We start from the raw sequence: 13,707 nt of genomic DNA on the forward strand, positions 1-13,707 counted from the left end.
CGTGAAGTCGAACCCGAGGGGAGAAGAGGGATGCCTGCTTCCGAGTCGCGAGTTTCTGGTGAGGGACACGGGGAGTTTCGCTCCTCGCGGGACGTGAAGACCGGGCTGATCGACGGCACCAGTTTCCAGATCAAGCCGGTGCAGTACGTGGACATCGACGGGCTCGCGGTCTTCGAGGGCGACATCGTGCTCGGTACGGTCGCGCAAATCGAGCGCCGCACCTCGGAATTGCGTGCGGATTCGGAAGGTAAAGTCCCGGAGTCGGCGGTCGTCATCACCGGGCAGCAGTTCCGCTGGCCCAATGCCCTGGTGCCCTTCGAGATCGACGGAAACCTGCCGAATCAGCAGCGGGTGACCGACGCGATCGCGCACTGGCAGTCCCGCACCCGGATGCGCTTCGTGCAGCGCACGCCCGCCAATCAGGCGCAGTTCCCCGACTTCGTGCGTTTCGTGCCGGGCGGCGGCTGTTCCTCTTTCGTCGGCCGCCAGGGCGGATCGCAGAGCGTCACGCTCGGCACCGGCTGTACGACGGGCAACTGCATTCACGAGATCGGGCACGCGGTCGGCCTGTGGCACGAACAGAGCCGTGAGGACAGGGACCAGTTCGTGACGATCGTCTGGGCCAACATCACCCAGGGCTTCGAGCACAACTTCGACCAGCACATCACCGACGGCGACGACGTGGGTCCGTACGACTACGGCTCGATCATGCACTATCCCCGGGACGCCTTCTCCAGCAACGGGCAGGACACCATCATCCCGACCGTGCAGGGCGTCACCATCGGCCAGCGCACCGGTCTGAGCACGGACGACATCGCCGCCGTGCACGCGATGTACGGCCCCTCTTCCGCTTCGGGGCCCGTGGTGTCGTGGGAGTCCGACCGCCTCGACGTCTTCACGACGGGCACCGACTCGGCGCTCTACCACAAGTGGTGGGACGGCGAGGCCTGGGGCCCGAACGTCAAGGGCTGGGAATCCCTCGGCGGAATCTGCACCAGTCCCCCGACGTCCGTCGCGTGGGCGCACGACCGGCTCGACGTGTTCGCCATCGGGACGGACTCGGCGCTTTACCACAAGTGGTGGGACGGCAGCGCGTGGGGACCGGGCGTCAAGGACTGGGAATCCCTCGGCGGAATCTGCACCAGCCCGCCCGAGGCCGTTTCCTGGGGTCCTGACAGGCTCGATCTCTTCGTCACCGGTACCGACGCGGCGACGTACCACAAGTGGTGGGACGGGAACGCGTGGGGACCGAGCGTCAAGGGCTGGGAATCCCTCGGCGGAACCTGCCTGACCAAGCCGAAAGTCGTGTCCTGGGGCGCCAATCGACTCGATGTCTTTGTGATCGGGACGGATTCCGCGCTCTACCACAAGTGGTGGGACGGAAACGCGTGGGGACCGGGCATCAAGGGCTGGGAATCCCTCGGCGGAACCTGCCTGAGCGAACCCGTGGCCGTTTCCTGGGGGCAGAACAGGCTGGACCTGTTCGTCATCGGAACCGATTCGGCGCTCTACCACAAATGGTGGGACGGAAACGCGTGGGGACCGAGCGTCAAGGGCTGGGAATCCCTCGGCGGAATCTGCGAGGGCACGCCCACAGCCGTCGCGTGGGGCAACGACCGCCTCGACCTGTTCGTCATCGGGACGGATTCCGCGCTTTACCACAAGTGGTGGGACGGCAGCGCGTGGGGGCCGAGCATCAAGGGCTGGGAATCCCTCGGCGGAATCTGCACGAGTTCCCCGGCGGCGGTCTCCTGGGAGCCGAACCGGCTCGACCTGTTCGTCAGGGGCACCGACTCCGCGCTGTTCCACAAGTGGTGGGACGGCAAGGCGTGGGGTCCGAGCGTCAAGGGCTGGGAATCCCTCGGGGGCATCCTGACCCACTTCACGGACTGAGGGTCCGCCGACCCCGGCCGGGCCGTTCTTCGCGTCCGGCTCGGCCGGGGTCAGTCCTCGTGTCTGGCCCGGCTCGGCTGCACCCGCTTCGGTTCGCCCGGCATCTTCGGGTACTCCGGCGGATACGGCAGATCACCGAGCCCCCGGTCCCGCTCGTCCCGGTCGGCGAGTTCGAGGAGGGCGTCGAGGGCATGGGCCCGGTCCGCCATGTCCGCGTGGACGTCGCCGAGTTCGGCGAAGCGCGCGGGCATGGTGGCGATGTCGAAGTCCTCGGGGACCGCGTCGTCGACCTCGTCCCAGCGCAGCGGCGCGGAGACCGGGGCATGGGGACGGGCCCGTACCGAATAGGCTGAGGCGATGGTCCGGTCCCGGGCCGTCTGGTTGTAGTCCACGAAGATCCGTGACCCGCGCTCCTCCTTCCACCACGCCGTCGTCACCGCGTCAGGCAGCCGCCGCTCCAGCTCCCGCCCACAGGCGATCGCGGCCCGCCGCACCTGCGTGAAGGTCCAGCGCGGCGCGATCGGCACGAAGACGTGCAGGCCCCGCCCGCCGGAGGTCTTGGGCCACCCCACAAGACCCCCGAATTCCTCAAGGACCGCGCGGAGTTCGTGCGCGGCCCGCACCGCGTCGGCGTAGTCCGTGCCCGGCTGCGGATCGAGGTCGATGCGGAGTTCGTCCGGGTGGTCGGTGTCGTCGCGCCGCACCGGCCAGGGATGGAAGGTGAGCGTCCCGTACTGCGCGGCCCAGATCACGGCCGCCACCTCGGTCGGGCAGATCTCGTCGGCGGTGCGCCCGCTGGGGAAGGCGATGGTCCCCGTCGGGATCCAGTCGGGCAGGTTCTTCGGGGCGCGCTTCTGGTAGAAGGACTCGCCGGTCACGCCCTCCGGGTAGCGCTCCAGGGTCGTGGGGCGGTTCCTGAGCGCGCGGAGAATGCCGGGGCCGACGGCCACGAAGTACTCGGCGACGTCGAGCTTGGTGAACCCCCGCTCGGGAAAGACGACCCGGTCGGGACTGGAGAGCCGCACGGTCCGCTCGCCCGTGTCGATCTCCACGGTCTCGCTCTTGCCCTTGGCTGCACCCATGCGAGCCACGCTAAGCGGGACGCACACACCTTGCATATCGGGCGATACGTGGCAATGCGCCGCAGAATCGGATCATGGATCTGCCGGTCATGCCTCCCGTGAAGCCCATGCTCGCCAAGCCCGTGGCGAAGATCCCGCCGGGCATGCAGTACGAGGCCAAGTGGGACGGGTTCCGCGCGATCGTCTTCCGGGACGGGGACGAGATCGAGATCGGCAGCCGTACGGGCAAGCCGCTGACCCGCTACTTCCCGGAGCTGGTGGCCGCCCTCGGGGAGCGGCTTCCGGAGCGGTGTGTGCTGGACGGCGAGGTCGTGATCGCCAGGGACGGGCGCCTCGACTTCGACGCGCTCACGGAGCGCATCCATCCCGCGCAGTCACGCGTCGCCCTGCTCGCCGAGCGGACCCCGGCCTCCTTCGTCGCCTTCGACCTGCTCGCCCTCGGTGACGAGGCGCTGCTCGACACACCGATGGCCGAGCGCCGCGCCCAACTGGAGAAGGCCCTGTCCGGCGTCACGGCCCCCGTCCACATCGCCCCGGCGACCAGGGACCCCGAGGTGGCGCGGCAGTGGTTCGAGCAGTTCGAGGGCGCGGGCCTGGACGGCGTGATCGCCAAGCCGCTCGACCTGCTCTACCGGCAGAACGAACGCCTCATGTTCAAGATCAAGCATGCGCGGACGGCGGACTGCGTGGTCGCGGGGTACCGCTTCCACAAGAGCGGGCCCGTCGTCGGTTCGCTTCTGCTCGGGCTTTACGACGACGGGGGCGCCCTCCAGCACGTCGGCGTGTGCGCGGCGTTCCCCATGAAGCGGCGGGCCGAGCTCGTCGAGGAGCTCGAGCCGCTGCGGATGGAGTCGGCGCAGGGGCACCCGTGGGCGGCCTGGACCGACGAGGCGGCCCACGAGACGGCCCGCATGCCCGGTGCCCCGAGCCGCTGGTCGGGCAAGAAGGACCTCTCCTGGGTGGCGCTTCGCCCGGAACGGGTCTGCGAAGTGGCGTACGACCACATGGAGGGCGGCCGACGCTTCCGCCACACGGCCCGCTTCCGCACCTGGCGCCCCGACCGCACCCCGGAGAGCTGCACCTTCGCCCAGCTGGAGGAACCGGTCCGGTATGACCTCACGGATGTGCTGGGCCAGCCGGGCTGACCAGCACCCCCGCAACACAATCGCGCCAATGTGCGAAGCGGCTCCCGCGCACCTTCCACCTCCCTGATCACGCCCGTATGCTCCTGCGCCTGACACGTCAGTTACCGACGGTAAGGGGGACGGGGCATGGGGCACAGTGGTGCCGAGGGAAGCACGGGAAGTACGCGACGGGGGTTCGTCGCGGGGGCCGCGGCGGTCGGCGGCGCGGCCGTGCTCGGCGTGGGGGCGGCGGCACTGCCCGCCGCGGCGGCCTCTTCCGGGGCGCCGCGGGCGAAGCAGTCCGTGGCCGTGCTCGGCGGCGGCGTGGCGGGCCTGACCGCCGCGCACGAACTGGCCGAACGCGGCTTCGCCGTCACGGTCTACGAGCGCAGGGCCCTTGGCGGCAAGGCTCGCAGCATGGACGTACCGAACAGCGCGAAGGGCACCCGCAAGCCGCTGCCCGGCGAGCACGGCTTCCGCTTCATCCCGGGGATCTACCACAACCTCCCCGACACGATGCGCCGCATCCCCTTCCCCGGGAACGCGAACGGCGTGTGGGACAACCTGGCGGCGCCCCGCGAGATGTCGTTCGCGCGCACCGGGCGCGAGGACATCCGGATGCCGATCCCGTGGCCCGGCAGCGAGCCGGAGAAGCTCACGCTCGACGACATCGCGCGGGCGCTCACCGCGCTGCTCGACACCGCCTTCAACCTGCCGGGCCACGAGGTCGCGTACTTCGTGAACCGCGCCCTGGTCTTCCTGACCAGCTGCGACGAACGCCGCGACGACGACTGGGAGTCGACGCCCTGGTGGGAGTTCGTGCGCGCCGAGCGGATGTCGAAGGACTACCAGCGGATCCTCGCGATCGGCGTGACCCGCAACATCGTGGCGACCAAGGCCGAGGTGGCCAGCACCCGTACGGTCGGCACGCTCGGCGAGGCCTTCGTCCTCAACGCGCTCGGCCAGGGCGCGGACGGCCCGCCCGACCGGATCCTGAACGCGCCGACGAACGAGGCGTGGATCGATCCGTGGGTGACTCATCTCAAGTCCCTCGGCGTGGAGTTCAAGATCGGCTGGACCGTGCGCGAGCTGGCGTTCGGCGGTGGGCGCATCACCAAGACCGTGATCGAGGACCCCGACGGCGCACGGCGTGACATCACCGCCGACCACTACGTCCAGGCGATGCCCGTGGAGCACGCGCGCAAGACGTGGGGCCCCGAACTCAAGGCCGCCGACCCGCAGTTGGCGCGCTGCGACAAGCTGGAGACGGATTGGATGACGGGCATCCAGTTCTATCTGACGGAGCGTCCGCCCGTGGTGAAGGGCCACTTCAACTGCATCGACTCGCCCTGGTCGCTGACCGGCATCGCACAGGCGGGCCACTGGCCCGAGCGCGACTTCCCCGCCGACTACGGCGACGGCGTCGCGGTCGAGTGCCTTTCGGTGGACATCTCCGAGTGGGACAAGCCGGGCATGCTGTACGGCAAGACGGCCAAGCAGTGCACCAGGGACGAGGTCGCCAAGGAGGTGTGGGCGCAGCTGAAGGCCGCGCTCAACGACACCGGCAAGACGGTGCTGAGCGACAGCAAGCTGCACTCGTGGTTCCTGGACCCCGGCGTCGACGGCCTCGGCACCCCGAACCCGACCAACCAGGACCAGCTCCTCATCCACCCCGTGGGCACCCTGCACAACCGCCCGTCGGCCGCCACGAAGATCCCCAACCTCTTCCTCTCCGGTGACTACGTCTCCGTCGACATCGACCTGGCGACGATGGAGGGCGCCAACGCGTCGGCCCGCCAGGCGGTCAACGCCCTGCTCCAGCGGGCCGGTTCGGACCAGAAGCCGTGCACGGTGACACCGCTGCACCGGGTCCCCGCGATCGAGCTGCTCAAGCGCCACGACCGCACCCGCTACCGGCTCGGTCTGCGCAACGCCCTGGATCTGGGCTGACGGGCTGCGAACGGACGCGTACGGGGTAGGACCTCCGCATGAGACGGCGGACGCACACGCGGGTACGGGCCGGGGCGGCGGTGGCGATCGCGCTCGCCGCCCTGGTGTCCGGCTGCACGATCGAGCCGCACGGCGGGGCGGACGGCAAGCCGCCGGGCGGGGGCGACGGCGGAACCGTGCTCGCCGTGAAGATCGACAACGTGGGTCCCGCGCGTCCGCAGACCGGCATCGACACCGCGGACGTCATCTACGTCGAGCAGGTGGAGGCGGGCCTCAGCCGCCTGATGGCGGTCTTCGCCTCGCACGTGCCGGACGTGATCGGTCCGGTGCGCAGCGCACGCGAGACGGATCTCGAACTGCTGCGGCAGTTCGACGATCCGGTGCTCGCGTTCTCCGGGGCACAGTCGAAGCTGCTTCCGCTGATCGCCGACGCGCCGCTGCGGGCGCGGCCGCCGGGCAAGGCGCCCGGCGCCGCCTACTACCGGGGCGGCGGCAAGGCCGCACCGCACAACCTGTTCCTGCGTCCCGCCGAACTGAAGGCCGCGCCGAGCGCGGGCGGCCTGGCCGGCACCGGGTTCCGGTTCGGCCCGCGCCCGGCGGGCGGCACGCCGGAGACCCGGCGCACGGTCCGCTTCCCCGCGGCCCGCTTCACCTTCGACTGGGTGGAGTACGAGGGGCGTTGGCGCATCGCGATGGACGGCGAGCGGGCCCGTACGTCCGCGGGCAAGGAACTCAGCGCGTCCACCGTCGTCGTGCAGTACGTGAAGGTCCGCGAGTCCCGCTTCCACGACCGCTCGGGCAACGTCTCCCCGTTCACCGAGACGGTGGGCTCGGGCAAGGCGCGGGTACTGCGGGACGGCCGGGCCTACGACGCGCGCTGGAAGCGGCCGACGGCCGAGGACGGCACGGAGTTCACGACGGCGGACGGCGCTCCGCTGCCGTTCGCCAAGGGGCAGGTGTGGGTGGTGTACGCGAAGGCCTGAGCGCGGGGTCGCTGTCGGCGCGCCGAGGGCCGGTCAGCCCCGCGCGGCCGCCGCCGGTTCGCCCGGGTTGCGCAGCCCCTCCGCCGCGTCCGCGACCCGCTGGATCAGATCGAAGAACACGCCCTGCTCGTCCGCCGAGAGCGGCGCGAGGAAGACCTGGTTCATCCGCGCCGTCCGCAGGGTCAGCTTGCGGTGCGTGCGCACGCCGTCGTCGGTGAGGCGCAGCAGATAGCGCCGTCCGTCGCGCGCGTCGCGGACCTTGTCGAGCAGTCCGCGCCGGATCAGCCTGCTGATGACCTCGGCGACCGTCGAGCGGTCGAGCCCCACCCGCTCCCCCACGGTCCGCTGGTCGAGGCCGGGTTCGGCGACCAGGGCGTTGAGCACGGCGAACTGGGGCGAGGTGATCTCCTCGGAGACCATCGTGTTCCACAGGAGGTAGTGCGCCTGCTGCAGCCGCCGGGCCAGATGCCCGGGGTGGGTGGCAAGGTCCACCGCGGCCATGAGGGCCTCCTTCGTACTTTCGTCGGTGCACTGAACGATACTCGGCCCCGGCCGTCTCCGTTACCTGCCCTTGCCATGCAGTTCGCCAGCTCCTAGTCTCACCCGAATAGTCAGTGCCCTGAGTAATTGATGACGGGGGCACGAGGAGAGGGGCCGCACGGATGGACAAGGTGGTGGCCACGGCCGCCGACGCGGTGGCCGACGCCGGGGACGGCGCGTCGTTCGCGGTCGGCGGCTTCGGCCTGAGCGGGGTGCCGAACGAGTTGATACGGGCGCTGCACGCGGCGGGCGTCACGGATCTGCACGTGGTGTCCAACAACTGCGGGGCGATGGACTCCGGACTCGCGGTACTGCTCTCGGCGGGCCGGATCGCCCGCGTGACCGGCTCCTACATCGGCGCCAACAAAGAATTCGCCCGCCAGTACCTGGGCGGCGAGCTGGAGGTCGAGATGATCCCCCAGGGCACCCTCGCCGAGCGGCTGCGGGCGGGCGGCACGGGCATCCCCGCCTTCTACACCCCGGCCGGGGTCGGCACCCAGGTCGCCGACGGCGGACTGCCCTGGCGCTACGACGGCGCGGGCGGGGTCCAGGTGGCTTCGCCGCCCAAGGAGGTACGCGAGTTCGACGGCACGGAGTACGTCCTGGAGCACGGCATCCGCACCGACTTCGCCCTCGTCCGGGCGGCTAAGGGCGACCGGCACGGCAACCTCGTCTTCGCCAGGTCCGCACGGAACTTCAACCCCCTGGCCGCGATGGCGGGCCGGGTGACGATCGCCGAGGTCGAGGAGCTCGTGGAGCCGGGCGCGATCGACCCCGACGAAGTGCAGCTGCCCGGGATCTTCGTGCAGCGGGTCCTCGCGCTCACCCCCGAGCAGGCCGCCGACAAGGGCATCGAGAAGCGGACGGTGAGCAGCTGATGGCCTGGACCCGTGAGGAGATGGCCGCGCGGGCGGCCCGCGAGCTGCGCGACGGCCAGTACGTGAACCTCGGCATCGGCCTGCCGACGCTGATCCCCAACCATCTGCCGCCGGGCGTCGAAGTGGTCCTCGAATCCGAGAACGGCATCCTCGGCGTGGGCCCCTACCCCACCGAGGACGAGGTCGACCCCGATCTGATCAACGCGGGCAAGGAGACCGTGACCGTCCTGCCCGGCGCCTCCTACTTCGACTCCGCGCTCTCCTTCGGGATGATCCGCGGCGGCCACATCGACGTCGCCGTCCTGGGCGCGATGCAGGTCTCCGCGCGCGGGGACCTCGCCAACTGGGCGGTTCCCGGCAAGATGATCACGGGGATCGGCGGGGCGATGGACCTCGTGCACGGCGCCCGTACGGTCATCGTCGTCATGGCGCACACCACCAAGGACGGCGCCCCGAAGATCCTCGACGAGTGTGCGCTGCCGCTCACCGGCAAGGCGTGTGTCGACCGGATCATCACCGACCTCGGCGTACTCGACGTCACCGGACACGGCCTCGAACTGGTCGAGACGGCGCCCGGTGTCCCCGTCGAGGAGATCACGGAAAGGACCGCCGCGAAGGTCCACGTCCCCGAAGGTCCCGCACTCCCCGCCACACGGAGCCGCACGCGATGACGACGACCACACAGTCCCAGTCCCAGTCCCCGCCCCCTTCGCAGCCCTTGCCCGACGGGCTCGACCAGCGCGCGATCGACGCCGAGGTCGCCGCCGCCCAGTCGGCCGCGGCCCCCGGCAGCCACCCGCCGCGCGACTACCCGCCCTACCGCAGCAGCCACTTCCGTCACCCCAAGCAGCCCCTGATACCGGTCCGCGACCCCGAGGCGGTGGAGCTGACAGGACCGGCCTTCGGCGTCACCGACGTCACGGCCCTGGACCGCGACCTCACCCGCCAGCACCAGGGCGAGCCGCTCGGTGAGCGGATCACCGTGAGCGGCCGGGTCCTGGACCGCGAAGGGCGGCCCGTGCGCGGCCAGTTGGTCGAGCTGTGGCAGGCCAACGCCTCCGGCCGCTACGCCCACCAGTTGGACCAGCACCCGGCGCCCCTCGACCCGAACTTCACGGGCTTCGGCCGCTGTCTGACCGACGACACCGGGGCGTACTCCTTCACGACGATCAAGCCGGGCGCCTACCCGTGGCGCAATCACGTCAACGCCTGGCGCCCCGCCCACCTCCACTTCTCGCTCTTCGGCGCCGCGTTCACCCAGCGCCTGGTCACCCAGATGTACTTCCCCGGGGACCCGCTCTTCCCGTACGACCCCGTGCTGCGGTCGGTGACGGACGACTCCGCGCGGCAGCGGCTCGTCAGCGCCTACGACCACGACCTGTCCGTGCCCGAGTGGTCGCTCGGCTACCGCTGGGACATCGTCCTCGACGGCCCGTCCGCGACGCTCTTCGAGGAAGGCGAGCACCACTGATGCCGCACGCCCACGCCCCCACGCCCTCGCAGACCGTCGGGCCCTTCTACGGCTACGCGCTGCCCTTCCCGGGCGGCGGCGAGGTCGCGCCCGCCGGGCACGCCGACACGATCACCCTGCACGGCTATGTGTTCGACGGAGCCGGGCAGCCCGTCCCCGACGCCCTGATCGAGACCTGGCAGCCCGCCCCTGACTGCTCGCGCACGGGCGCGCCCGGGTCGCTGCGGCACGATCCCGTCACCGGACGGGTGATCGGCAGGGACGGCGTCGCGTTCACCGGGTTCGGCCGGGTGCCGACCGACGCGGACGGCCACTGGGCCGTGCGGACGATGCCGCCCGGCGGCGTCTCGTACGTCTCGGTCGCCGTCTTCGCGCGCGGGCTGCTCCATCACCTGTACACGCGCGCGTACTTGGTGGACGAGCCCGGTGACGCGCTACTCGGCTCGCTCGACGCGGAGCGGCGATCGACACTGATCGCGCGGAGCGAGACGGCACGCACCTACCGCTTCGACATCCGCCTCCAGGGGGCGGACGAGACCGTGTTCCTGGAGTTCGGGTGAGCGGGCTCCTCTCCCCCGCCACCGCGGGTTCGGCCGCCGAGGCGGCGACGTCCGACGCGGCTTTCCTCCAGGCGCTCCTGGACGCCGAGGCCGCGCTGGCCCTCGCCCAGGCGGCGGTGGGCGTCGCACCCGCGGAGGCCGCCGCGGCCATCACGGACGCGGCCCGCGACGCGGCCCGCTTCGACCTCCGTGACATCGCGCTGCGCGCGCGGGACGGCGGCAATCCGGTGATCCCGCTGGTCGCGGACCTGACGGCGGCGGTGCCCGAATCGGCGGCGCCCTACGTCCACCGGGGCGCGACCAGCCAGGACATCCTGGACACGGCGGCCATGCTGGTCGCCGCGCGGACCCTGGACCTGATCCTCGCGGACCTGGCCCGCACGGCCCATGCGACGGCGTGCCTCGCCTCGACCCACCGGGACACCCCGATGCCGGGCCGCACCCTGACCCAGCACGCGGTCCCGACGACCTTCGGCCTCAAGGCGGCGGGCTGGCGCTCACTGACGCTCGACGCGCGGGACCGGCTGCGGGCGGTACGCGATTCACTGCCCGTTCAACTGGGCGGCGCGGCAGGGACGTTGGCCGCGATCGGCGTCTACGGAGAGGGCGGTGACGGCAGCGACCCGGCACTGCGAGTACTCACCGCGTACGCCGCTCAGCTGGCGCTCCGCGAACCCGCCCTGCCCTGGCACACCCTCCGGACGCCCGTCGCCGATCTCGCGGCCGCGCTCGCCTTCGCCGCCGGTGCGCTCGGCAAGGCCGGGGCCGACGTGCTCACCCTGTCCCGTACCGAGATCGGCGAGGTGTCCGAGGGCGCGGGCGGCGGGTCGTCGGCCATGCCCCACAAGGCCAATCCCGTCCGCGCCACGCTCGTCGTCGCGGCCGCGCGGCGCGCGCCGGGGCTCGCGGGGACGCTCCTTGGGTCGCTGGTCGCGCAGGACGAGCGGCCCGCGGGGGCCTGGCACGCCGAGTGGGAGCCGCTTCGGGAGCTGTTGTGCCTGGTCGGCGGCGCGGCACGCGCCGCCGCGGAGCTCACGGAGGGGCTGCGCGTGCACCCGGAGGCGATGCGCGAGAATCTGGGCCTGACCGGTGGCCTCATCGTCTCCGAGCGCCTCGCGGCCGAGCTGACTCCGCTGCTCGGCAGGGCCCGCGCGAAGGCGGTGCTGACCGAGGCGGCACGGCGTACCCGCGCCGAAGGCCGTCCGCTCGCCGAGGTACTGGCCGACGAACCGGCGCTGCGCGGCCTCGGCCCCGATGCCACCCTCGACTTCGACGAACTCACCGACCCCGCCCGCTACACCGGCTCCGCGGGAGCCCTCACCGACCGTGCCCTGGAGCGACGTTGAGCAGTGCACCCCACCGCAGGATTCCGCACCACACGATCGAGGGCCCGGGCACCGCGCCACCGTTGATCCTCGGCCCTTCTCTCGGCACCTCCACCGCCCTGTGGGACGCCGTGGCGCCCGAACTCGCCACCTCCCACCGGGTGGTGCGCTGGGACCTGCCGGGACACGGCGGCTCACCGGCGGATCTGATCGGTCCCGGCGCGACGGTCGCCGACCTCGCGGAGCTCGTTCTCGCCCTCGCCGACGCGCTGGGCATCGACCGCTTCGCGTACGCGGGCGTCTCCCTCGGCGGCGCCGTCGGACTGCACCTCGCGGTCCGGCATCCACGGCGCGTGGCGAGCCTCGCGGTGATCTGCTCGTCGGCGCACTTCGGCGGCGAACGGCCCTGGCGGGACCGGGCCGAACTGGTGCGCCGCGACGGCCTGGCCGCGCTGGCTGAGTCCGCGCCCGAGCGGTGGTTCACTACCGGGTTCACCGTGCCCGCCCTGGTCGCCGACCACCGCGCGGCCGACCCGGCGGGCTACGCCGCGTGCTGCGACGCCCTCGCCGCGTTCGACGTCCGGGAGCGGCTGCCCGCGATCACCGCGCCCACGCTGGTCGTCGCGGGACGCGAGGATCCCGCGACGCCGCCCGCCCACGCGCGGGAGATCGCCGACGGGGTGCCGGGGGCCTCGCTCATCGAGTTCGCGGGTGCCTCGCACCTGGCACCCGCGGAGCGCCCCGACGCCGTGACCGCCGCGCTGCGCACGCACTTCGCGGGTCCCGCGGCGCGGGGAACGGCCGTGCGGCGCGAGGTGCTCGGCGACGCCCATGTGGACCGTGCGCAGGCCGACACCACGCCCCTGACCGCCCGCTTCCAGGACTTCATCTCCCGCTACGCGTGGGGCGAGATCTGGACCGATCCGACGCTCACGCGCCGCGAGCGCAGCATGGTCACCATGACCGCGCTGGTCGCGCACGGACACCTGGACGAGCTGGCCCTGCACGTCCGCGCGGCCCGCCGCAACGGGCTCACGCCCGAGGAGATCGGCGCGGTGCTGCTGCAGACGGGCGTGTACTGCGGGGTACCCGCGGCCAACGCGGCGTTCGCGGTGGCGCGTCGGGTCTTCGACGAGGACGGCACCGACGGGGGTCAGACCGCGTAGTACCCGAGGAACATGTCGACACCGGCGACGATCAGACGCTCCGTCAGATCGTCGCTGACGTCCGTCCCGTACGAGCCGAAGACCAGATGCGGGAAGACCAGCAGCGAGTAGAGCTGGATGACGGCGGCCTCGGTGTCGGGGACGGCCAGGCGCCCCTGCTCGGCGAGTTCGCGCAACGCCCCCGCCACCGCCGGGTGGTGGCTCTCGGGGCCGTGGTGTTCCCACGCCTTGCCGAGCGAGGGGAATCGGTGGATCTCGCGGGCCACGAGCTGCCGCAGGGCGTTCATGTCCTGGTCGGTGCGGACGGCGTCGACCCAGGCGCGGGCGGCGGCGAGGAAGGCCTCGCGCAGGTCGTCGGCGCGCGTGAGCCCTTCGAGCGCGGCCGCCGATGACGAGGCGGCGAGGGGCTCATCGAGCGCGCCCGCGATCACCGCTGTGAACAGCGCTTCCTTGCTGCCGAAGTGGTTGTAGACCGTCACCTTGGAGACGCCCGCCTCGGCGGCGATGGCGTCCATCCCGACGCCGAAGCCGTCGCGCAGGAACAGCGTCCGCGCGGCCGCGACGATGGCTTCCCGCTTGCGCTCGGCGCGGGCCCCGGTGGGCAGGGCCCGGGCGGTCCGCTCGGCGCCGTCCGACTTCGCACTCATGGACCGCACTTTAGCAGCGACCTGAACTGAACAGTTGAGTTCACATGAACTGCACCGTACAGTTCACGAGCGTGAGGCGGCCGGACAA

At 71.7% G+C, this 13,707-nt stretch carries 13 protein-coding genes; 10 read left to right on the forward strand and 3 right to left on the reverse strand.

The annotated features are described in order from the left end of the window. The first annotated feature begins 93 nt into the window (after positions 1-93). On the forward strand, positions 94-1,893 hold the full coding sequence (legP, locus tag CP970_RS04715; RefSeq protein ID WP_055552978.1) for a Dot/Icm T4SS effector Zinc-dependent metalloprotease LegP: 1,800 nt from the start codon (positions 94-96) through the stop codon (positions 1,891-1,893). A gap of 50 nt (positions 1,894-1,943) precedes the next feature. Here the strand turns inward: legP and ligD are convergent, their stop codons facing one another. Further along, positions 1,944-2,975: a non-homologous end-joining DNA ligase gene (gene ligD / locus CP970_RS04720; protein ID WP_055552979.1), complete on the reverse strand. Its 1,032-nt coding sequence runs from the start codon at positions 2,973-2,975 to the stop codon at positions 1,944-1,946. A 74-nt stretch (positions 2,976-3,049) separates the two neighbouring features. Here ligD and CP970_RS04725 point away from each other — a divergent pair, with 74 nt between their 5' ends. The 3 genes from CP970_RS04725 (at position 3,050) to CP970_RS04735 (ending at position 7,032) form a co-directional block, all read left to right on the forward strand. Further along, entirely contained in the window at positions 3,050-4,120 is a 1,071-nt protein-coding gene (locus CP970_RS04725) for an ATP-dependent DNA ligase (protein WP_055552980.1), read from the forward strand. A 126-nt stretch (positions 4,121-4,246) separates the two neighbouring features. Beyond that, positions 4,247-6,049, forward strand: coding sequence for a hydroxysqualene dehydroxylase (locus CP970_RS04730; protein ID WP_055552982.1), 1,803 nt, complete (start codon positions 4,247-4,249; stop codon positions 6,047-6,049). Positions 6,050-6,087: 38 nt separating this feature from the next. After that, the gene (locus tag CP970_RS04735; RefSeq protein WP_055552983.1) at positions 6,088-7,032 is read left to right on the forward strand and encodes a DUF3048 domain-containing protein; all 945 of its coding nucleotides are present in this window, start codon (positions 6,088-6,090) and stop codon (positions 7,030-7,032) included. A 33-nt stretch (positions 7,033-7,065) separates the two neighbouring features. Here CP970_RS04735 and CP970_RS04740 read toward each other — a convergent pair whose 3' ends face one another. Next, positions 7,066-7,533 carry a MarR family winged helix-turn-helix transcriptional regulator gene (locus CP970_RS04740; RefSeq protein WP_055552984.1) on the reverse strand — a complete coding sequence of 156 codons (468 nt, stop codon included), beginning with the start codon at positions 7,531-7,533 and terminating at the stop codon, positions 7,066-7,068. A 161-nt stretch (positions 7,534-7,694) separates the two neighbouring features. Here CP970_RS04740 and CP970_RS04745 point away from each other — a divergent pair, with 161 nt between their 5' ends. Genes CP970_RS04745 through pcaDC form a run of 6 tightly spaced genes read left to right on the forward strand, consistent with a single transcriptional unit; the run spans position 7,695 to position 12,972 of the window. Further along, entirely contained in the window at positions 7,695-8,450 is a 756-nt protein-coding gene (locus CP970_RS04745) for a CoA transferase subunit A (RefSeq protein ID WP_055552985.1), read from the forward strand. After that, on the forward strand, positions 8,450-9,121 hold the full coding sequence (locus CP970_RS04750) for a CoA transferase subunit B (protein WP_055552986.1): 672 nt from the start codon (positions 8,450-8,452) through the stop codon (positions 9,119-9,121). The genes CP970_RS04745 and CP970_RS04750 overlap by 1 nt, the downstream gene beginning before the upstream one ends. Then, complete coding sequence (gene pcaH, locus CP970_RS04755) at positions 9,118-9,921, forward strand: protocatechuate 3,4-dioxygenase subunit beta (RefSeq protein ID WP_079043851.1); 804 nt, start codon at positions 9,118-9,120, stop codon at positions 9,919-9,921. Before CP970_RS04750 ends, pcaH begins: the two co-directional genes overlap by 4 nt. Continuing rightward, a complete protein-coding gene (pcaG, locus tag CP970_RS04760) occupies positions 9,921-10,481 on the forward strand; it encodes a protocatechuate 3,4-dioxygenase subunit alpha (protein ID WP_055552988.1) in 561 nt (186 codons plus the stop codon). The genes pcaH and pcaG overlap by 1 nt, the downstream gene beginning before the upstream one ends. Then, the gene (gene pcaB, locus CP970_RS04765) at positions 10,478-11,827 is read left to right on the forward strand and encodes a 3-carboxy-cis,cis-muconate cycloisomerase (RefSeq protein WP_055552989.1); all 1,350 of its coding nucleotides are present in this window, start codon (positions 10,478-10,480) and stop codon (positions 11,825-11,827) included. The genes pcaG and pcaB overlap by 4 nt, the downstream gene beginning before the upstream one ends. Further along, complete coding sequence (gene pcaDC / locus CP970_RS04770) at positions 11,824-12,972, forward strand: bifunctional 3-oxoadipate enol-lactonase/4-carboxymuconolactone decarboxylase PcaDC (RefSeq protein ID WP_055552990.1); 1,149 nt, start codon at positions 11,824-11,826, stop codon at positions 12,970-12,972. Before pcaB ends, pcaDC begins: the two co-directional genes overlap by 4 nt. On the opposite strand, the gene CP970_RS04775 is transcribed toward pcaDC, so the two are convergent. Further along, positions 12,960-13,619 carry a TetR/AcrR family transcriptional regulator gene (locus CP970_RS04775; RefSeq protein ID WP_055552991.1) on the reverse strand — a complete coding sequence of 220 codons (660 nt, stop codon included), beginning with the start codon at positions 13,617-13,619 and terminating at the stop codon, positions 12,960-12,962. The genes pcaDC and CP970_RS04775 overlap by 13 nt on opposite strands. Between the last annotated feature and the right edge of the window lie 88 nt (positions 13,620-13,707).

This window comes from Streptomyces kanamyceticus, assembly GCF_008704495.1.
Lineage (GTDB): Bacteria > Actinomycetota > Actinomycetes > Streptomycetales > Streptomycetaceae > Streptomyces > Streptomyces kanamyceticus.

Bases quoted from the DNA above. Each gene is read 5' to 3' on its own strand.
- ligD (WP_055552979.1), bottom strand. From the start codon at position 2,975: ATGGGTGCAGCCAAGGGCAAGAGCGAGACCGTGGAGATCGACACGGGC.
- CP970_RS04725 (WP_055552980.1), top strand. From the start codon at position 3,050: ATGGATCTGCCGGTCATGCCTCCCGTGAAGCCCATGCTCGCCAAGCCC.
- CP970_RS04730 (WP_055552982.1), top strand. From the start codon at position 4,247: ATGGGGCACAGTGGTGCCGAGGGAAGCACGGGAAGTACGCGACGGGGG.
- CP970_RS04735 (WP_055552983.1), top strand. From the start codon at position 6,088: ATGAGACGGCGGACGCACACGCGGGTACGGGCCGGGGCGGCGGTGGCG.
- CP970_RS04740 (WP_055552984.1), bottom strand. From the start codon at position 7,533: ATGGCCGCGGTGGACCTTGCCACCCACCCCGGGCATCTGGCCCGGCGG.
- CP970_RS04745 (WP_055552985.1), top strand. From the start codon at position 7,695: ATGGACAAGGTGGTGGCCACGGCCGCCGACGCGGTGGCCGACGCCGGG.
- CP970_RS04750 (WP_055552986.1), top strand. From the start codon at position 8,450: ATGGCCTGGACCCGTGAGGAGATGGCCGCGCGGGCGGCCCGCGAGCTG.
- pcaH (WP_079043851.1), top strand. From the start codon at position 9,118: ATGACGACGACCACACAGTCCCAGTCCCAGTCCCCGCCCCCTTCGCAG.
- pcaG (WP_055552988.1), top strand. From the start codon at position 9,921: ATGCCGCACGCCCACGCCCCCACGCCCTCGCAGACCGTCGGGCCCTTC.
- CP970_RS04775 (WP_055552991.1), bottom strand. From the start codon at position 13,619: ATGAGTGCGAAGTCGGACGGCGCCGAGCGGACCGCCCGGGCCCTGCCC.